The organism is Plantibacter flavus (assembly GCF_051487245.1).
Lineage (GTDB): Bacteria > Actinomycetota > Actinomycetes > Actinomycetales > Microbacteriaceae > Plantibacter > Plantibacter flavus_B.
This window is the reverse complement of sequence record NZ_JAHVDH010000001.1, coordinates 128,792-146,177: the sequence shown is the minus strand read 5'-3', so window position 1 is coordinate 146,177 and position 17,386 is coordinate 128,792. Positions and strand designations below refer to the sequence as shown.

Sequence of the window (17,386 nt, the reverse complement as noted above, 5' to 3'; positions counted from 1 at the left end):
GGGACGTGTACGTTGGCGATCCGAACGCTCGCGTCCCGTTCCGCCGACGAGTGTTGCAATGGGGAGGACTCCCCACGGCGATCACCCTCGGATCTCACCCGACGGCTGTCGGCGGACACCGCCCCGCTGGCAGACTGGGGGCCGTTCGACATCGACTGGGGGAGACAGGATGACGCAGGACGAGGACTTCCTCGAGGTGATCGCCGCGGAGGTGGCACAGGATCCGACGAACGGGGCACTCCGCGAGGACTTCATCACGCTGCTGCTGCAGCACGATGTCGACCGCGCAGCCGAGCAGGTCGCGGCGCTTGAGAAGCTCGGCGGGGATCCCTCGCGCGTCCGCCTGCTCCGTGCGCGGGTGATGGCGGCGAGAATGCGCGGATCCGCCTCGGCGCCGGCCGCCACGGAGCCCACCGGATCTCCCATCCCCGTGCCGACGTCCATCGCCGACACCCCGGCCGACGACGCGCCCGGGCTGTGGGAGGCCGAGCGTCCCAGCATCACCCTCGACGACGTCGCCGGGCTCGCCGACGTCAAGAGCCACCTCGACTCCACCTTCCTCGCGCCGCTGCGCAACCCCGAGCTCGCCGCGGCGTTCGGGCAGACGCCCGGCGGCTCCCTCCTCATGTACGGTCCGCCAGGCTGCGGCAAGACCTTCATCGCCAAGGCGATCGCCGGCGACCTCGGAGCCGCGTTCATCCATGTGACCTTGGCCGACCTCCTCGGGCAATGGCTGGGCGAGAGCGAGAAGGCCATCCAGAGCGTCTTCCGCGACGCGCGCGCCGCAGCACCGTGTGTCATCTTCTTCGACGAGTTCGATGCGCTCGGCGCCCGACGGACCTCCGGCAGCGGCTCGCAGACGATGCGCAGCATCGTCACCCAGCTGCTCGAAGAACTCGACGGCGTCACCAGCCACAACGAGGGCGTGTACTTCCTGGCGGCGACGAACCGGCCCTGGGACATCGACCCGGCATTGCGTCGTCCCGGCCGCATCGACAAGACGGTCCTGGTGCTCCCGCCCGACGAGGTCGCGCGCGCAGCCATCCTGCAGGGCGATCTCGAGGGGAAACCCGCCGACGGGGTCGACATCGCCGCCGTGGCCAGCGCGACCGACGGCTTCTCCGGTGCCGACATCGCGCAGGTCGCGAGGGTCGCCCTCCAGCAGTCGCTCACGGCGTCGATGAGCGCCGGAGCCGTGGTCCCCGTCACGACGGAGGCACTCCTCGACGCCGCGCGCACGCTCGTCCCGTCGACGACGTCGTGGTTCGACCAGATCGCGCCGGTGCTCGAGTACGGCGTGGACGACGGCACCTTCACGCAGCTCAGGACCTACCGCGTCGCGAGGGGCCTGCGATGAACGAGCCGCTCGACCTCGAACGCGCCGCGATCGAACACGACCGCGACCTCGCCTGGGAGCTGTTCGACGCCCGTCCGCAGCATCCGCAGATCCCACAGCTGACGCAGAGCGTCCTCGCCCGGGCGCCGCAGTTCACCGGGATGATCATCCTGCTCGCCATGCACCGTCGTGCCTGCGGCGAGGTCGACGAGGCTCGGCGTCTGCTGCACGACCTCCTCGGCAGAAGGGACCGCCAGTATCTCGGTGCCCTGCGCACCTTGCGCGACCTCGAACTCGCCGTGCTCGACTACCCCGAAGCACTGCGGCTCGCGGAACTCGTGCTCCGCGAGGACCCGGACGCCGATTGGCTCGACCGGATGGAACTCGCCAGCGCGACGGCGATGGCGGTCGACCCCGAGACCGGCTGGGCGATGCTCGACGACGCCGTCGAGTTCTGCGGCCGTACCGAACCCGACCGCTCTGCAGGCGCGCTCGGGCAACGTTCGCTGCGCTTCCTCTCGCTCGGGGCACCCCCGATGCGATTCCTCGAAGCCACTCAGCAAGCCATCGAAGCGGACCCGAGTGAGACCCTGCTCGCGACCGCGCTCGCCTACGCGTACCTGTTCGACTACCGCCCCGAGGAGGCGAAGGAGCTCTTGCTCCGTGTGCTTCGCCAAGACCCGACGGACGAGGTCGCTCAGGGCGGGATGATCGTCGCCCGCGCCTTCCTCGATCCCATCGAGCGTGGCGTCGGCACGATGCAGGACCTGCGCAACGGAGGGATGGGCGAGATCGCCTGGCGCATCCTGCGCGACACGCTGTTCGGTACCGGGACGAGAGAGGCGCTCGAAGCCCTGGAGACCGTGATGCCGGACGGACTCGCCCGCTCCCTGCGGCCCGGTCTCGACCGCGAGGCGGCTCGCGCGAGCGGCGGCGACGACAAACTCCTCGAATGGCGTGACGGCCAGATCGCAGGCTCCGGGGGGCTGTGGGGCGACGGGACGGCATTCCGGCTCATGACCGGTCGTGAGATCCGCGACATGGACCAGTCGATGGAGGAGCACCCCGAGGACTGGTTGCAGTGGGACGGGGAACACGAGTACTTCACGCAGCTCCTCACCGACGATGCCGGCGCGTACCTCTTCGAAGGAGCGGGCGGACGACTCATCCGACGAGCCCCTGGCGTCGCCGATCAGGACGTCGCGCCGAGCTTCGCCGACTGGCTCTGGGACCGCGTCGCGGCGTTCGGTGGCGACGACGCCCGGCCCGGTCGCCGTTCGAGAGCGGCGGCGACCGCCTCGGTGAATCCCGGTCCGCCCGAAGCTGCGCGCGGGCGATGACGGGAGCGGACCACCGATGAGACGCGAAGACCTGAGATCGCTGGGCGTCGCCGCACCCGGAGCCGGGAACGCCCGCTTCCTCGACGAGGGGGACGCCTCCGAGGCGAACGCCGTGGTGTTCGCGCCGCTCGACGGGGCCTGGACGGTCTACGCGACCGACCACCGGAACGAACCCGTCGAATCCACGAGACAGTCGTTCGAGAGCGACGCGGCCGCCTTCGATTACATGTACGAGTGTCTGAAACTGCAGAAAGCGGACCGCGTGCGGCCCACCCCGCTGGTGGGGATCTACCGCGGGCTGGGGGTCGCCGGGGTGTTCAGCGGAATCTGCACACTCGTGACGATGTTCGGTTGGCTGTGGATGTCACCGTTCGCCTACTCCTGGGCGGACACCATGAAGTACTCCCTCAGTTCCGACGACCGGGGGAAGTTGATCTTCCCCGCCGAGTCGGGACTCGTCGTCGTCGCGGCGTGTTACTCGCTGGCCGCGATCCACATGGTCCTGCAGTGGTCGTGGGGTCGGCGAGGCGACGAGGCGGCCAGGCGCCGCGCGCAGAGCACTGCGGTCGGGACGGCTGTCTTCGCAACCCTCGCCCTCGTGTGCATGGGCATCCGCTCGAGCCAGGTGAGCGACCTGTCCTTCTGGTTCCCCCCGGTGATCGCACTCGGCACAGCCCTCGCCACGGCACTCACGATGTTCGCCCGGCGCCCGGATGCCGACGGCGGGGAACCCGCCCCCGGTGCAGACGAGGGCGTCGGAAGCGACGCCACCTGAGCGGTCAGTCAGAACGCGACGCGCGCAGGCCGGCAAGGTTGGGCAAGGGACACCACGCCCCGAGCTGCGGGTAGTCGATGGTCACGCCCGTGACGCCTCGCTCACCGAACGCCATGGCCCAGTCGATGGCCGCCGGCACGGGGATGCTGAACAGCTCCACGCGAGCGTCGGCAGCGACGAGCCCGTTCGCCCGTGCCGCGGCCTCCGCCCGTGAGCCGCTGCTGAAGACGCAGAGCATCTGCCCCGCCTGCGCGGCGAGCGCGTAGGGACGAGGCGCCTCTGCGGTGCCGCGGTTGATGAACACCCACTGTTCGAGGGCGACCACCGCCTGCCAGAGCCGGATCTGCGGATCCACCTCCCCAGGCGACGCTTTGCAGGCAGCGTCGCGCCGATCGATCTCGGCGAGGACCTCCGGCGCCGGGTCGAGTGGGTTCGTCCCAGCCGCGTCGTTCCACGTTCTGTCGTCCGTCATGGTGTCCCCTCACCGCCAGCGTGCACGTCCACGCTAGCGCCACCGACTTCGCGGGTGGCGGAACCGGTGCCATCGATCGCCGAATCGGCGTACCGTGAGCCGCATGACGACTCCCGCACGCACCCCGCAGCGCCCCATCGGTTCCGGCTTCGGCCACTCGAGCACGGCGATGGAGGTGCTGGAGGGGATCGACCTGGCAGGCAAGCTCGCGATCGTCACCGGCGGATACTCGGGCATCGGTCGCGAAGCCGTTCGTGCACTCACGGCCGCCGGAGCCCACGTCATCGTGCCGGCGCGACGACCGGAGACGGCGCGGGAGGAGCTCGCCGGCATCGACGGCGTCGAGGTGGACGAACTCGACCTTGCAGACCTCGCCAGCGTCGAAACCTTCGCAGACCGCTTCCTTGCGTCCGGTCGCGGGATCGATCTCATCATCACCAACGCCGGCGTCATGGCCGCTCCGGAGACCCGTGTCGGTCCCGGCTGGGAGCTCCAGTTCGCCACCAACCACCTCGGCCACTTCGCCCTCGTCAACCGCCTCTGGCCCGCCATCGTGAAGGGCGGCACGTCCCGCGTCGTGGCGCTCTCGTCCAGCGGCCACAAGCGCTCCGGCATCCGCTGGGACGACGTGCAGTTCGAGCACGACTACGACAAGTGGACGGCGTACGGGCAGGCGAAGACCGCGAACGCCCTCTTCGCCGTGCAGCTCGACGCTCTGGGCGCCGAGGACGGCGTCCGCGCGTTCTCGGTGCACCCGGGCGGCATCCTCACACCGCTGCAGCGTCATTTGCCGCGAGAGGAGATGATGGCGCTCGGCTGGGTCGACGCCAGTGGCAACCTCCTCGTCACCGGGTTCAAGTCGACCGAGCAGGGAGCCGCGACCGAGGTGTGGGCGGCCACCTCCCCGGCGCTCGACGGCCTCGGTGGCGTGTTCTGCGAGGACTGCGACATCGCGGTGCCCGTGGAACAGGCGACGCCACCGGCGTCGGGGGTCGCACCGCACGCGACCGACCCCGAGGAGGCTGCACGACTCTGGACGCTGTCCGCAGAACTCACCGGCGTCGACGCCTTCGCCCGACAGAGTTGAACGACGGGCACACCAGCCCTTGCCATCGGCGCTCCCCCGCACCTAGCGTGAGAGCGGACCCGCGCGACGACGCGCGAGCAGTGAGACCGCCCTCGGCGGATCGCGGAAGGAGCACGACGTGAGCAACGACAATGCCGGCATCAACAACCCCGGTCCGCACGACGAAGCCATCGACGACGCGGCGGCGGAACGGGTCGCATCCACGACGAATCCTGGTCCGCACACGGGCGGCGACGACCCGGCGGCGACCGGAGAAGCCGACATCACGAACCCCGGCTCCGAGGCCGAGCGTGATGCCGCCGCCGAGCGGGAGGCCGAGCGCATCGCGAACATCACCAACCCCGGCCCGCACGAGTAGCCCTGCCTGCAGGAGATCCGCACCGCAGCAGGAGTTCGTCCGCAGGACGATCCTGCTGTCGGGCGGATCTCCTGCTGTCGCGCAGTGCCTAGTGCTCGGCTTTCGGCGGACGCAGGCGCGTCTCCTCGATGTCGAGCATGGCCTGCGCCTCCCCCAGGATGCGCGACGGGTACGCGCCGCGGGCCCGCGCGTCGAGCAGACGCTCGCGTTCGGCCTGCACGACGGCGAGACGTAATTGCCGGTAGAGCTGATGCGGGGTCTCCGCATGTGTCTCGCTCGGCGACACCGACTCACGTGATCGCTCCCACGCCGCTTCGGCGCGCAGATACGTCGACTGCCGTACTCGCTCGATGACGTCGGGGTCGATCTCCTCCTCGATGCCGACCGACGCAGCCGGGTCCTCCAGGACGCTGAGCCCCGCGTAACTGATCTCGTCGAGCAGCGTCGCGAGCTGACGGCGGTCGTCGGACTCGTCGATGCCCTCCACTTTGAGCAGTCGGATGAGCCACGGGAGCGTGCCGCCCTGCACGACGAGCGTCACGACGGCGACCGTGAAGGCGATGAGCACGAGTTGCTCTCGGTAGGGCGTGTTCTGCGGGAGCGACTGCGCTGCCGCGAGCGTCACGACACCGCGCATGCCGGACCAGCTGAGGATCACGCCGCCTCGCCAATCGATCTGCTCCTGGCGCAGCTGCTCGAGGTCGGCGCGTTGGCGCTCGTACGCACGCTCGGTGCGGCGTCGGCGCCGCTGCCACCATCTGCTCTCCCGGGGGAACCGCTCCGAGTACCCCATGGAGAGCCACCGTTGAAGGGTCTGCCGCTCGGCCACCCGTTCCCGGGCCTGCAGGCCCAGCACGAGCGGCCCCACCCAGAGGAACCGCAGACCGATGAGGGCGACGGTCGCCACGAGGCCGATCCCGATGGACGCCTCGACCGACAGCACCTCCGAGTCGACGGCACCGATGAGGGTGCGGATCTCGAGACCGATGAGGAGGAAGACCGCGTTCTCCAGCAGGAACTGGATGGTCCGCCAGTTGATGCGGTCGCTGATGCGCGCCTGCGCCGAGAACGACGACGACGAGGCATGGCCCGTGTACAGCCCCGCGACGACGACGGCGAGGACGCCGGAACCACCGAGCGCCTCGGTGGGCATGAACGCGACGAACGGGACCGCGATCGAGATGGCGGTGTCGAGCACCGAGTCGTTGAGCTTCGACCGCAACCACACCGTCACGTACCCGGCGATGAACCCGACGACGACCGCGAGCACGACGGCGTACACGAAGTCGCCGACCGTGGCCCACGGTGTGAGCAAGCCGCCGGCGGCAGCGGCACTCGCCGAGCGCAGGAGCACGAGGGCGGTCGCGTCGTTCACGAGGCCCTCACCCTCGAGCACGGTCAGGAGTCGTGGCGGGAGCCCCAGGCGCCGACCGATCGACGTGGCGGCGACGGCGTCCGGCGGGCTGATGATCGCACCGAGGGCGATCGCCGCCGCGAGGTTCAGGTCGGGCAGGAGCGAGTAGAGCAAGAAACCCGCACCGAACGCCGTGACGATGACGAGCACGACGGACAGACTCGTGATCGTCGCGAGGTTCCGTCGGAAGTCGACGATCGGCACGCTGATCGCCGCGGCGTAGAGGATCGGCGGCAGCACCACATCGAGCACGAGTTCCGGCTCCACCTCGATCTCCGGCACACCCGGCAGGTACGAGAGGGCGACCCCGACGATGACCAGGATGATCGGGGCCGCGACACCGAGCTTGCGGGAGAATGCCGCGACGGCGACGATGACGGCGATGCCGACGACCGCGTACACCCCGAGTTCCATACCCCTCAGGGTATCGGGAGCGCGGCGCGCAGCACCCGTGCGGATGTCGAGCAGCGGACGCGACGCTATTCGAGCAGGCCTCTGATGTCCTCCGCGGTCAGCGCCTGGCTGAACACCGCGTCGTCGTCGAGCACTGCGTCGAACAGTTCGGACTTCTTCGCCTGCAACGCCATGACCTTCTCCTCGATGGTGTCGGCGGCGACGAGCCGGTACACCATGACGTTCGCGGTCTGGCCGATGCGGTGCGTGCGGTCGATGGCCTGGGCCTCAGCCGCCGGGTTCCACCAGGGGTCGAGCAGGAACACGTAGTCGGCCTCGGTGAGGTTCAGGCCGAAGCCGCCGGCTTTCAGACTGATGAGGAACACCGGCGCCTCACCGCCCCGGAAGCGGTCGATGACCTCGCTGCGGCGGCGGGTCGAGCCGTCGAGGTACTCGTAAGCGATGCCCTGCTCCTCGAGCCGTTTCGCCGCTGTGCCGAGGAAGGAGGTGAACTGGCTGAAGATCAGTGCCCGGTGCCCCTCCGCGACGACGTCGTCGAGCTGTTCGAGCAGCGCGTCGAGCTTGCTGGACGGGATGCCCGCGTGCTCCTCGGCATCGATGAGGCCCGCGTCGAGGCTGAGCATGCGCAACAGGGTGAGCGAGCGGAAGACGATGAAGCGGTTGCGGTCGAGGTCGTCAACCAGGCCGAGGAGCTTCTGTCGTTCGCGCTGCAGCACGAGGTCGTAGAGCTTGCGGTGGGCAGGTGCGAGCTCGATCCGGAGCACCTGCTCCTGCTTCGGTGGCAGCTCCGGCGCGACCATCTCCTTCGTCCGGCGCATGAGCAGCGGGCGGATGCGCTTCCGGAGCGTCGGCAACCGGCTCGAGTCGAGTCCCTTCCCGATGGGCTTCACGTAGTGCTCGGTGAACCGCGGGGCCGAGGCGAAGAGCCCGGGCGCCACGATCGACAGCAGCGACCACAGTTCCATGAGCGTGTTCTCGATCGGGGTGCCGGTGATCGCGAGCTTGAACGGTGCACGGAGGTCGACGGCGCACTCGTGGAGCTTGGCGCGGTGGTTCTTGACGAACTGCGCCTCATCGAGGATGAGACCCGACCACTCGACGGACTGGTAAGCCGTCGCGTCGAGCCGGAAGAGGGCGTAGCTCGTCACGACGACGTCGGCGCCGGCGGCGAGTTCCGCGATCGAGGCGCTGCCCTTGGCCTCGGTCGCCGTGATGCTGCGCACCACGAGCCCCGGGGTGAACCGGGCGGCCTCGGCGACCCAGTTGGAGACGACGGAGGTGGGTGCGACGACGAGGAACGGGGCCGCGGCGCCGCCCGTCGTCTGCCGGGCATGCGCGATGAGGGCGAGCGTCTGGAGGGTCTTGCCGAGGCCCATGTCGTCGGCGAGGATGCCCCCGAGACCCTGCTGCCAGAGGAACGCCAGCCAGCGGAACCCGTCGAGCTGATACGGGCGGAGCTCGGCGTCGAGTCCCGCCGGGAGCGGCGTCTCGGGGACGGAGTCGATCGCGTTGAGTCCCGCCGCCGCGGCACGCCACGACACCGCCTGCTCGGTCTCGTCGGCGAGGTCCTCGAAGTCGGCCCAGAGGCTCGCCTGGTAGCGGCTGATGCTCGGCTTCGTCTCCCACTCCTTGAGCGCGGCCGCCTCGGTGAGGAGGTCGCGCAGACGCTCGAAGGCCGGATGGTCGAGCGAGAGGTAGGTGTGGTCCACCATGAGCAGTTTGTTGCGGCCCTTCGACAGCGCCTTGAACAGCGGCTCGAACGGGATGCTGTACTCGCCGATGTGGATGACGATGCCCAGGTCGAACCAGTCACGCTGCTCCGTCTCGACCGTGGTGACCGAGATGTGCGGGGTGCCGGTGAGCTCACGGTACTCCGGGCGGTCGCCGTGGATGTCGACGAGCACGTCGTCGAGGCCCTCGAGGACGGGGATGGTGCGCTCGGTGACGAGGGCCGCATCGAAGTCGGTGAGCTGTTGTGCCCTGGGCGGCCAGATCGACGGGGTCACGAGCTCGTCGAGCGAGCCGGCCGTGATGGCGCGCCGCTCGGGTTCGGCCGCGGCGGTGAGGGCGGCGCCGACGCGTTCGAGGATCGCGCGCTCCGCCCGGTCGTCGCGGAGGACGTCCGGGGCGGCACCAGCCGCGAGTGCCGGAGCGGCGGCTGTGCCGTGCGCGACCGTGTACGAGTGCGGCCGGCCGGCGGCGAGGGCCGGGGCGGCACCGACGATCGGCACGCGCTGGTCCGGGGCGTAGTGCCACGCCCAACTGAGCCGGAGCGTCTGCTTCGGCTCGTAGGAGGCCTGCAGGACGAGGGTCGGTGGGACGATCTCGGGGAGCACGATGGCCCCGTCCGCGGAGCTGAGCGTGATCGTGCGACGCAGGCGCGGCACGTAGTGTTCCAGGAACTCCGGGACCTCGGCCTCGGGGACGACGACGGGCTCGGTCGGTCCGAGCAGCCCGCGCGCCTCGTCCGTCAGTGGTTCCGTGAGGGGCGCGATGACGATCGCCTGCTGCGGTTCGAGCGAGTAGTGGTAGAGCCCGTGATCGCCGATGGTGCCGCTCGTCGCCGCGTCGGCGTCGACTCCGCTGATCGACACGACCGGTCGGAGCACGACGCCCTCCGAATCCTGCGCGGCGTCGAGCCGGACCGCGGCGGCGGACCCCACGGCGACGGTGCCCTTGCGGGTGCCGACGAGTTCGATGCCGAGCTGCGCAGCCTCCTCGAGCAGGTGCCAGAGGACGGGGCTCCCGAAGTCGTCGAGCACGAGCCAGTCGGTGTCGCCTGCACCCGCGTACGCACCGGCCGGCGGACGGGTGGCGCGCAGCAGCGCCTGGAACTGGACGAACCACTGCTGGTGCGCCGGGTCGAGCGTGAGGCGGTGCGATTGGTGGGTGAACGAGGTCCAGGAGACCGTGGACTTCACGAACCCGCCGCCGGGCTTGCGGATGACGGGCCGGACGGCGATGCGGCGCGGGTGCTTCGCCTCCGGCGGGCCGTCGGCCGTGCGGGAGGTCGGGCCACGCCAGCGTTCAGCAGTGCGCGGGATACTCTCGCGCACCTCGAACTGCAGTCCCATCGCCGTGGGGGCCGCCGTGCGCTGGCCGTCGCCGGCGAGGGAGTCGAGACGGTTCCGCCAGCTCGGCGGTGCTGGCGAGGTCTGCGGCGTCGGCGCCCAGGCTGCGGACTGCCGCTCGGCCTCGGGGCGCCAGGCGGCAGGGAGGTCGCTGAAGTCGTCGGTGCCGTCGAAACGGTACATCGGCCGCTCCGACCACGATTCATCGAGCTCCGGGTCGTCGCTCTGCGCCGACCAGCGTCCGCGCGGCGCGCTCGGTGTTCGCGGTGTCTCCTCCCGCACCGCGGGCGCCATCCAGCGGTCGGTGCGCCCTTCGGCGCGCAGGGTGTCGGCGTTGCTGCGGAGGAGCGTCGCCGCGACGTGCTTGCAGTCGCCACCGATCGGGCAGGAACAGGCGCTCCCCTCGATGCGCGCGAAGCCGGTCGCGTCGTCACCGAGGTCGATGATGCAGGCGTACGGGACGTCCGTCGATCCCTCGACGATGCCGTGCACCCGGCCCTTGTCCCCGTGCCAGTCGGCGGCGGTGACCCGACCGTCGCGGGCGTAGTTGCGTCCGCGATCGAAGGCCGGCCTCCCGACGAGACGCACGATGTCGGCCACGTCGACGAGTGGGGCGTGGTCGACGGTCATGGCCCCATCGTCTCACGCAGCACGGACACCGCTCCCTGCCCCTGCCCCGACCGGTCCCTGAGCCTGTCGAAGGGCACCCCTCGCGCGGCTCGTAGAATGAAACAATGACCTCCCTCCCCCACGACGAGCCGACGAACCACGCTCCCGGCGACGACGCGGGCATCGACCCCACCGATCTCGAGACCACCCTCCGCGTCCTGCAGCACATGGCGACGATGGACGAGGAGCACCCCGACTACCTGCAGGTGCGCCGGGCCACCGCGAAGATGTTCAAAGCGGTGAAGAAGGAGCGCCGCCTCGACCGCCGCGCGCGCATCGCCGACGCCGACCGCGCGGTCATCGCCGCCACCGCCACTGGCGCCCCCGACCGCATCGACGACGAGACGCGGGGCATCCCGCTCGCGACCACGACCACGGCGCCGACGGCCGGCGAACTCCTCGTGCCCCGCAACTGCTACATCTGCAAGCAGCCGTACACCACCGTCGACGCCTTCTACCACCAGCTCTGCCCGGCCTGCGCCGCCATGAGCCACGCCAAGCGCGACGCCCGCACCGACCTCACCGGCAAACGTGCGCTCCTCACCGGCGGCCGCGCGAAGATCGGCATGTACATCGCGCTGCGTCTCCTCCGCGACGGCGCCCACACCACGATCACCACGCGGTTCCCGCGCGACGCCGTCCGCCGCTTCAGCGCGCTACCCGACTCCGGCGACTGGCTCCACCGCCTGCGTGTCGTCGGCATCGACCTCCGCGACCCGGCGCAGGTCATCGCGCTCGCCGACTCGGTCGCCGAACAGGGCCCGCTCGACATCCTCATCAACAACGCCGCCCAGACGGTGCGCCGCACGAAGGGCGCGTACCAGCCGCTCGTCGACGCCGAACTCGCTCCCCTGCCCGACGGTCCGCTGCCGGAACTCGTCACCTTCGGCCACACGAACGACGCCCACCCGCTGTCGCTCGCAGCCTCCGTCTCGGCCCACCCGATCCTCGCTGCCGCAGCCGCCAAGGCCGACGCCCTCACGGAAGCGGCGATGACGGCGGGTTCGTCGTCGCTCGAGCGTCTGGCTGCCGGCACGGCGATCGACGCCGGCGGCCTCGTCCCCGACGTCGACCACAGCAACAGCTGGGTGCAGAACGTCGAGCAGGTCGAGCCCATCGAGATGCTCGAGGTGCAGCTCGCGAACGCGACCGCTCCGTTCATCCTCATCAGCCGACTCCGGTCGGCGATGGTCGCCTCCGACTTCGAGCGCACCTACGTCGTCAACGTCTCCGCCATGGAGGGTGTCTTCGGTCGCGGTTACAAGGGCCCGGGGCACCCGCACACGAACATGGCGAAGGCCGCGCTCAACATGCTCACGCGAACGAGCGCCCGCGAGATGTTCGAGACCGACGGCATCCTCATGACGAGTGTCGACACGGGGTGGATCACCGATGAACGCCCGCACCCCACGAAGGTGCGTCTGGCCGAGGAGGGTTTCCACGCTCCGCTCGACCTCGTCGACGGCGCGGCCCGGGTCTACGATCCCATCGTGCGCGGCGAAGCCGGCGAGAACCTCTTCGGCGTCTTCCTCAAGGACTACCGTCCGAGCTCGTGGTGAGCGCGAGCGGTCGGTGACGGTGACGCCATGATCGGCTCGCCCGCGGTCGACTTCCTCCGCGACGCGCCGCTCGGTACCCGCGTCGTCGTCCGCTACGCACTGCCGGACGACGCCGAGGCCGGGGCGACCGACGCGCTCGGTGAGTTGTCCGCACGCACCGCGACAGGCTGCACCGTCGAGACGAAGCGCGGCGCGGTGGAGGTCCACTTCACGTCGGTCATCGCGGCGAAACCGGTGCCTCCGGCCCCGGCCCCGCGCACTCGTCGACGCCCCGTAGGCTGAGGCGATGAGCAACGAAGCTGCGGCGCACCGGGTCGAGGTCACCCTGCGGCGCCCCTGGTACGGAGCCTGGCAGCGACCGACGGTCGTGTTCGACGGCCGCGGGCAGCCGGCGCAGTGGGGCGTCGGGAGCTGGCAGCTGCCCTCGTCCGAAGTCGACTTCGAAGTGTTCCTGTACAACCGCGTCTGGCGGTTCGGCGCTGCCAGAACCACGCTGCGCACGGGTGTCGACACCGCCCTCGTCTACCACGCGCCGTGGCTCGGCTTCGGCCCCGGTCGGATCACAACCGCCTGAGGGCGCGCTCGGAGCCGCGTCTGTGGGCGGCTCTAGGCTGATCGCACACAGACCATGAGCACCAGCACCCGGGAGGCCTCCGCATGGCGAAGCGCACTGGAACCACGGCCCCGCGGCTCGACGCCGTGCGCCTCATCGATCTCACCGACGGCGAGGAGTCTGCGCTCGAGGCGCACGGGAGCATCGAGGGTCTGCGGCTCACCGATCTGGACCTGTCGCACCGCGATCTCGCTGGCATCACGGTGTCGGAGTCCCTCCTCACGGAGGTCACCGCGCACCAGACGGACTTCCGCGCGGCGTCGTTCCTCGACACCCGCATCGAGCGTCTGAACGCCCCGATCTTCCTGACGCCGCGTGCCCGGCTACGGGATGTGGAGATCGACGGCTCCCGCATCGGTTCCGCCGACAGTTACGACGCGAACTGGCAGTCGGTGCACGTGTCGCATTCGAAGCTCGGTTTCGTGAACCTCCGTGGGGCCGTCCTGCAGGACGTGCTGTTCACCGACTGTGCGATCGACGAGCTCGATCTGGCCGACGCGACGGCGACACGGGTCTCCTTCGTCAACTGCACGCTCAACAGTCTCGATGTGACCCGCGCGAAGCTCACGGACGTCGACCTCCGTTCCCTGGAGCTGCGCCGCATCGCCGGTCTCGAACACCTCCGCGGGGCCACCATGACCTCGTTCCAGGTCGCCGAGCTCGCGGCCATGTTCGCCGAGCAGTTCGGCATCCGCGTCCAAGACTGATCAGTCCTGCCGGCTGCCAGCGCGGTGCGCTGGACCCAGCGCGCCGTACCAGCGCGAGCGCGCCCCTCCGGAGACCCGCGCTCGTGTCACTGCCCCGCGCGTGGTCGGCCGCACCGCGCTGGCCCAGGGACGGGTCAGCGGGGGCGACGCACGCCGATGCGCTCGAGGTGGGCGTTCGAGAAGGTACCGGCCGGGTCGAGGCGCTCGAAGAGGTCACGGGCGTCGGCAACGCGCGGGCTCACCTCGGCGATGCGCTCGGCGCTCAACAGATTGAGCTTGCCCCAGTGCGGCCGGGCGCCGAATGGAGCCAGGGCCTCCTCGATCGCCGGCAGCACCGCATGAACCTCCTCCGGCAGGTTCCGCCAGGTGAAGTGCACGGCCAGCATGTCGCGGTGGTACGCACCGCTCAGCCACAGCTTGTCGGCTGCAGCCGTACGCAGCTCGGTGACGAGCAGCAGCGGGGCGATGCGCTCACCGAGTGCCCGTAACGCAGCGATCGCCGCCGGCCCGTCGGCACGATCGATGAAGTACTCGGTCTGGATCTCGTCGCCGTTGCTCGGAGTCGACTCCAGCCGGAAGTGCGGCAGCCGCTCCCACCATTCCCCGGGCACGCCACCCTGCAGCGTGAGGTTGTTCGGATCGGTCTCGACGAGGTTGCCAGCGGTGAGCGGATCCCGGTCCGCCTCGAGCCACGAATCGGGCACTTCGGGCATCGTGTCGTCGCCGGGCGTCAGCCGCGTCTTCCACCAGACCTGCTCGATGGTGTCGCCCAGCCAGTTCGTGAAGATGCTCACGCTGTACGCGGCACCGGTCGCCGCCTCGAAGTCGGCGAGCACCGCGTCCCACGGCACATCGCGGAACACGTCTTGGCGTACCCGGTACGCGGGTTGCACGTCAAGCGTCACCCGCACGACGACCCCGTACGCACCGAGTCCGACGACGAGCCCGTCGAAGCCGGGGTCGCCGCGGCGCGCGTGCACGAGGTCGCCCTGCGCGTCCACGTAGTCGAGCCCGCTCACGGCGGTGGACAGGATTCCGTTGCCGTTCCCCGAGCCGTGAGTACCGGTCGCGATCGCGCCGCCGATGGAGATGTGCGGGAGCGAGCCCATGTTGTGCAGCGCGAGCCCCCGCTCGGCCAACCAGGCGGCAGCGATGCCGTACCGGGTACCGGCGCCGATCGTCACCGTACCGGCTGCTTCGTCGAGCACCGGGTCGGCCGGGATGTCGATGACCGTGACCAGCGTTCCGTCGGAGTCGGCGAGGTCGGTGAACGAGTGCCGCGTCCCCAGCGCGCGGACCCGGCCTCCCGTGCGGGCGGCACCGCCCACGAGTGCCCGGACCTCGTCGACCGAAGCGGCGTTCACGATGCGAGGGGCCGCGAAGGTGTGCGTGCCGGCCCAGTTGCGTTCAAGCGTCATGCTCAGCAGCTTGCCAGAGGCGCGCCGCGGCCGTGGTGTCGAGCGGTGAACTCGAAACGTTTCCGCTCAGGCGGCCGGCGTGGTGTGCTTGTTCTGCAGCAGGATGCCGACGGCGACGAACACGACACCGCCGACGAACTGGGCGATGATCCATCCGACGCCGCTGAACGGGAGCGGGAACACCGGGTTCCAGACGATGGCGACGAGGATGGTGGGGACCATCCACCAACACTGCTTCGCCTGCCAGGCGAACACAGCCATGATGAGTGCGAGGATGCTCACGACGAACCGGACGATCGTGAACGCGTCGACCTCGAGCAGCGCGAGTCCGAGCATGAGCGCGATCGCGCCGAAGATCCCGGGGATGAGCGCGGGTCGGAGCGTGAAGGGTGCTGGGGCTGGGGCTGGGGTCGGACTCGGCATCCCCCGAGTTTACGCGTCGCGTCGGGGCGTGGCCGCGCCGCTCCCGAGCAGCCGTGGGGCAGAATCAGGGCATGGGGGTTCTCATCTACGGCACCAACAGTCATTACGACTTCGACGACCGCACGCTCGCGCACCTCAAGGCCGCGATCGGCAACAAGCTCCGCCGTCAGGAGTCGTTCTACCTGGAGTGGACGAAGGAGCCGGCTGACGGCGGTGGGCGGGTGAGTCTGTGGATCGCGTCGGCGGTTCCGTTGCAGTTCGTGTTCACACAGGCGGAGCCGCGGATCAACCATGACTGGGTGTCGGCGTTGCTCGACACGTCCTACACCCCGGGCGGCATGGTCGTCGTCCCGGAACCGGCGGCAGCGGCGACACCGCCCGCGCAGACTCAGGTCGACCGGAAGTAGTCGGACGCGGCCTTCGTGTAGAGCAGGATGAGGCCGATGACCGCGAGCAGCACGCTGATGAGCTGCGTGGCGACGTTCCCGGTCGTGACCATCGCGTAGACGGCGCTCGCGATCGAGAGCACCAGCACGAGGGTGGTGAGCACGCGGGCGGTGCGGCTCCCCCGGAGCAGGCCGACGCCGACGATGATCGTCACCACGCCGAGGATGAGCGAGGCGAGCCCGATGATGCTGAACCCGGACATCGAACCGTTGGGCGTGTTCGCGCCGATCATGAGGAGCGCCCCGCCGAATGCGCTCAGGAATCCTTGGATCCACACGATCACCGCGACGAGTGTCACTCCTCCTGGTCGTTTCGCCATGCTGCGTCCCCTCTCGACATCGACGCGATCGCCTGCGACCGGACCGCGATGCACCGACTGTAGCGGGCGCTGCAGGACCGCGCCAGGGTGCCCGAGGCTCGGCAGTGCTCAGGCGGCTTCGACGAGTGCGGCGAGTTGCTCAGTGACGATGCCCCAGCCGGCGTGGAAGCCGAGCTCCAGGTGCATGTCGCGCTGTGCGAGGTCGCTGTGGAGCGCGGTGGCCCGGTACCTCGTGCCATCCGGGTGGTCTTCGAGCTCGATGACCGCGGTGATGAACGGCTGCTGCGCGGGACGCCAACCGGCGACGAGCGCTGTCGTCCACACGAGCCGTTGCTCCGGCACGACCTCGAGCACGCATCCGGTGATCTGCGGCCCGAACTCCGCTCCGTCTTCACTGAACTCGGTGCGGAACGAGCCCCCCGCGGACAGCTCGAGTTCGATCACCCGACACACGGCGGGAGCCGGAACCCACCACTTGGACAGCGTCGCGGGGTCGGCCCATGCAGCCCAGACCGCCGCACGCGGAGCGCGGATGATCCGCTCGACGAGCAGGTCACGGGGGTCCGCCGGTGTGGGCTGTTCATCGTGCTCGGACATGCGGTGCTCCTTCAGTCTGTGACGCGTGCGAAGCGCGGTCCCTCGTAGCCGTCGCGCGCGACGGGCTCGACGAACATCGCGAGCGGGCGGACCCAAGAGGTGGGCGGCGTCGTCGACGTCCGGTAGAACACGTAGGGTTCCTCGGTCTCGCTGTGGCGTCCGACACCGATGACCTCGTAGAGCGACCCCTTGAAATGGCGGTACCAGCCGGGTTGCACCCCGAAGTCGGCATCCTCGGAGCTCGTCGACTGGGGCTGCTCGTTCATGTCGAGAGTCTATCCAGGCCTGGAGCGCAACACTTGTGCAACTCAACAGTTGCAGTTTACGCTACTCTCAAGCAACCAGACGGTTGCTTGAAGCACGCGAA

At 69.8% G+C, this 17,386-nt stretch carries 18 protein-coding genes; 10 read left to right on the top strand and 8 right to left on the bottom strand.

Annotated features, from left to right (window positions below; genetic code table 11):
• Nucleotides 1-169 precede the first annotated feature (169 nt).
• Genes KXS11_RS00660 through KXS11_RS00650 form a run of 3 tightly spaced genes read left to right on the top strand, consistent with a single transcriptional unit; the run spans nt 170 to nt 3,451 of the window.
• Complete coding sequence (locus KXS11_RS00660) at nt 170-1,357, top strand: ATP-binding protein (protein ID WP_437383524.1); 1,188 nt, start codon at nt 170-172, stop codon at nt 1,355-1,357.
• The gene (locus KXS11_RS00655) at nt 1,354-2,676 is read left to right on the top strand and encodes a tetratricopeptide repeat protein (RefSeq protein ID WP_437383522.1); all 1,323 of its coding nucleotides are present in this window, start codon (nt 1,354-1,356) and stop codon (nt 2,674-2,676) included. Before KXS11_RS00660 ends, KXS11_RS00655 begins: the two co-directional genes overlap by 4 nt.
• Nucleotides 2,677-2,692: 16 nt before the next feature.
• The gene (locus KXS11_RS00650) at nt 2,693-3,451 is read left to right on the top strand and encodes a hypothetical protein (protein ID WP_437383520.1); all 759 of its coding nucleotides are present in this window, start codon (nt 2,693-2,695) and stop codon (nt 3,449-3,451) included.
• A gap of 4 nt (nt 3,452-3,455) precedes the next feature.
• Here KXS11_RS00650 and KXS11_RS00645 read toward each other — a convergent pair whose 3' ends face one another.
• Nucleotides 3,456-3,923: a hypothetical protein gene (locus KXS11_RS00645; RefSeq protein WP_437383518.1), complete on the bottom strand. Its 468-nt coding sequence runs from the start codon at nt 3,921-3,923 to the stop codon at nt 3,456-3,458.
• 103 nt (nt 3,924-4,026) lie between these two features.
• Here KXS11_RS00645 and KXS11_RS00640 point away from each other — a divergent pair, with 103 nt between their 5' ends.
• Together KXS11_RS00640 and KXS11_RS00635 are read left to right on the top strand one after the other, a co-directional pair.
• Nucleotides 4,027-5,010 (top strand): SDR family NAD(P)-dependent oxidoreductase, encoded by a 984-nt coding sequence (locus KXS11_RS00640; RefSeq protein WP_437383517.1) that lies wholly within the window; start codon nt 4,027-4,029, stop codon nt 5,008-5,010.
• A 118-nt stretch (nt 5,011-5,128) separates the two neighbouring features.
• A complete protein-coding gene (locus tag KXS11_RS00635) occupies nt 5,129-5,368 on the top strand; it encodes a hypothetical protein (protein ID WP_437383515.1) in 240 nt (79 codons plus the stop codon).
• An 88-nt stretch (nt 5,369-5,456) separates the two neighbouring features.
• Here the strand turns inward: KXS11_RS00635 and KXS11_RS00630 are convergent, their stop codons facing one another.
• Together KXS11_RS00630 and KXS11_RS00625 are read right to left on the bottom strand one after the other, a co-directional pair.
• A complete protein-coding gene (locus KXS11_RS00630; protein WP_437383513.1) occupies nt 5,457-7,196 on the bottom strand; it encodes a cation:proton antiporter in 1,740 nt (579 codons plus the stop codon).
• Between the two features lie 65 nt (nt 7,197-7,261).
• On the bottom strand, nt 7,262-10,897 hold the full coding sequence (locus KXS11_RS00625) for an SNF2-related protein (protein ID WP_437383511.1): 3,636 nt from the start codon (nt 10,895-10,897) through the stop codon (nt 7,262-7,264).
• Nucleotides 10,898-11,001: 104 nt separating this feature from the next.
• Here KXS11_RS00625 and KXS11_RS00620 point away from each other — a divergent pair, with 104 nt between their 5' ends.
• The 4 genes from KXS11_RS00620 (at nt 11,002) to KXS11_RS00605 (ending at nt 13,815) form a co-directional block, all read left to right on the top strand.
• A complete protein-coding gene (locus tag KXS11_RS00620) occupies nt 11,002-12,495 on the top strand; it encodes an SDR family NAD(P)-dependent oxidoreductase (protein ID WP_437383509.1) in 1,494 nt (497 codons plus the stop codon).
• A gap of 27 nt (nt 12,496-12,522) precedes the next feature.
• Complete coding sequence (locus KXS11_RS00615) at nt 12,523-12,777, top strand: putative acetyltransferase (protein WP_437383507.1); 255 nt, start codon at nt 12,523-12,525, stop codon at nt 12,775-12,777.
• A gap of 4 nt (nt 12,778-12,781) precedes the next feature.
• Nucleotides 12,782-13,069 (top strand): hypothetical protein, encoded by a 288-nt coding sequence (locus KXS11_RS00610; protein WP_437383505.1) that lies wholly within the window; start codon nt 12,782-12,784, stop codon nt 13,067-13,069.
• Between the two features lie 83 nt (nt 13,070-13,152).
• Nucleotides 13,153-13,815, top strand: a complete 663-nt coding sequence (locus KXS11_RS00605) for a pentapeptide repeat-containing protein (RefSeq protein WP_437383504.1) — start codon at nt 13,153-13,155, stop codon at nt 13,813-13,815.
• Between the two features lie 134 nt (nt 13,816-13,949).
• On the opposite strand, the gene KXS11_RS00600 is transcribed toward KXS11_RS00605, so the two are convergent.
• Nucleotides 13,950-15,233 carry an FAD-binding protein gene (locus tag KXS11_RS00600; RefSeq protein WP_437383502.1) on the bottom strand — a complete coding sequence of 428 codons (1,284 nt, stop codon included), beginning with the start codon at nt 15,231-15,233 and terminating at the stop codon, nt 13,950-13,952.
• Between the two features lie 66 nt (nt 15,234-15,299).
• The gene (locus tag KXS11_RS00595) at nt 15,300-15,656 is read right to left on the bottom strand and encodes a DUF6804 family protein (protein ID WP_437383500.1); all 357 of its coding nucleotides are present in this window, start codon (nt 15,654-15,656) and stop codon (nt 15,300-15,302) included.
• Nucleotides 15,657-15,727: 71 nt separating this feature from the next.
• Here KXS11_RS00595 and KXS11_RS00590 point away from each other — a divergent pair, with 71 nt between their 5' ends.
• Nucleotides 15,728-16,063 (top strand): DUF7882 family protein, encoded by a 336-nt coding sequence (locus KXS11_RS00590; RefSeq protein ID WP_437383498.1) that lies wholly within the window; start codon nt 15,728-15,730, stop codon nt 16,061-16,063.
• Here the strand turns inward: KXS11_RS00590 and KXS11_RS00585 are convergent.
• From KXS11_RS00585 to KXS11_RS00575, 3 genes are all read right to left on the bottom strand, one after another.
• A complete protein-coding gene (locus KXS11_RS00585; RefSeq protein ID WP_437383496.1) occupies nt 16,045-16,422 on the bottom strand; it encodes a hypothetical protein in 378 nt (125 codons plus the stop codon). The two genes, KXS11_RS00590 and KXS11_RS00585, sit on opposite strands and share 19 nt — an antisense overlap.
• Nucleotides 16,423-16,530: 108 nt before the next feature.
• The gene (locus tag KXS11_RS00580) at nt 16,531-17,019 is read right to left on the bottom strand and encodes an SRPBCC family protein (RefSeq protein WP_437383494.1); all 489 of its coding nucleotides are present in this window, start codon (nt 17,017-17,019) and stop codon (nt 16,531-16,533) included.
• Between the two features lie 11 nt (nt 17,020-17,030).
• On the bottom strand, nt 17,031-17,285 hold the full coding sequence (locus tag KXS11_RS00575) for a DUF1653 domain-containing protein (protein ID WP_437383492.1): 255 nt from the start codon (nt 17,283-17,285) through the stop codon (nt 17,031-17,033).
• Between the last annotated feature and the right edge of the window lie 101 nt (nt 17,286-17,386).

Excerpts from the sequence above, each read along its gene's own strand:
- KXS11_RS00660 (WP_437383524.1), top strand. The coding sequence starts at position 170 with ATGACGCAGGACGAGGACTTCCTCGAGGTGATCGCCGCGGAGGTGGCA.
- KXS11_RS00655 (WP_437383522.1), top strand. The coding sequence starts at position 1,354 with ATGAACGAGCCGCTCGACCTCGAACGCGCCGCGATCGAACACGACCGC.
- KXS11_RS00650 (WP_437383520.1), top strand. The coding sequence starts at position 2,693 with ATGAGACGCGAAGACCTGAGATCGCTGGGCGTCGCCGCACCCGGAGCC.
- KXS11_RS00645 (WP_437383518.1), bottom strand. The coding sequence starts at position 3,923 with ATGACGGACGACAGAACGTGGAACGACGCGGCTGGGACGAACCCACTC.
- KXS11_RS00640 (WP_437383517.1), top strand. The coding sequence starts at position 4,027 with ATGACGACTCCCGCACGCACCCCGCAGCGCCCCATCGGTTCCGGCTTC.
- KXS11_RS00630 (WP_437383513.1), bottom strand. The coding sequence starts at position 7,196 with ATGGAACTCGGGGTGTACGCGGTCGTCGGCATCGCCGTCATCGTCGCC.
- KXS11_RS00625 (WP_437383511.1), bottom strand. The coding sequence starts at position 10,897 with ATGACCGTCGACCACGCCCCACTCGTCGACGTGGCCGACATCGTGCGT.
- KXS11_RS00620 (WP_437383509.1), top strand. The coding sequence starts at position 11,002 with ATGACCTCCCTCCCCCACGACGAGCCGACGAACCACGCTCCCGGCGAC.
- KXS11_RS00615 (WP_437383507.1), top strand. The coding sequence starts at position 12,523 with ATGATCGGCTCGCCCGCGGTCGACTTCCTCCGCGACGCGCCGCTCGGT.
- KXS11_RS00610 (WP_437383505.1), top strand. The coding sequence starts at position 12,782 with ATGAGCAACGAAGCTGCGGCGCACCGGGTCGAGGTCACCCTGCGGCGC.
- KXS11_RS00605 (WP_437383504.1), top strand. The coding sequence starts at position 13,153 with ATGGCGAAGCGCACTGGAACCACGGCCCCGCGGCTCGACGCCGTGCGC.
- KXS11_RS00600 (WP_437383502.1), bottom strand. The coding sequence starts at position 15,233 with ATGACGCTTGAACGCAACTGGGCCGGCACGCACACCTTCGCGGCCCCT.
- KXS11_RS00595 (WP_437383500.1), bottom strand. The coding sequence starts at position 15,656 with ATGCCGAGTCCGACCCCAGCCCCAGCCCCAGCACCCTTCACGCTCCGA.
- KXS11_RS00590 (WP_437383498.1), top strand. The coding sequence starts at position 15,728 with ATGGGGGTTCTCATCTACGGCACCAACAGTCATTACGACTTCGACGAC.
- KXS11_RS00585 (WP_437383496.1), bottom strand. The coding sequence starts at position 16,422 with ATGGCGAAACGACCAGGAGGAGTGACACTCGTCGCGGTGATCGTGTGG.
- KXS11_RS00580 (WP_437383494.1), bottom strand. The coding sequence starts at position 17,019 with ATGTCCGAGCACGATGAACAGCCCACACCGGCGGACCCCCGTGACCTG.
- KXS11_RS00575 (WP_437383492.1), bottom strand. The coding sequence starts at position 17,285 with ATGAACGAGCAGCCCCAGTCGACGAGCTCCGAGGATGCCGACTTCGGG.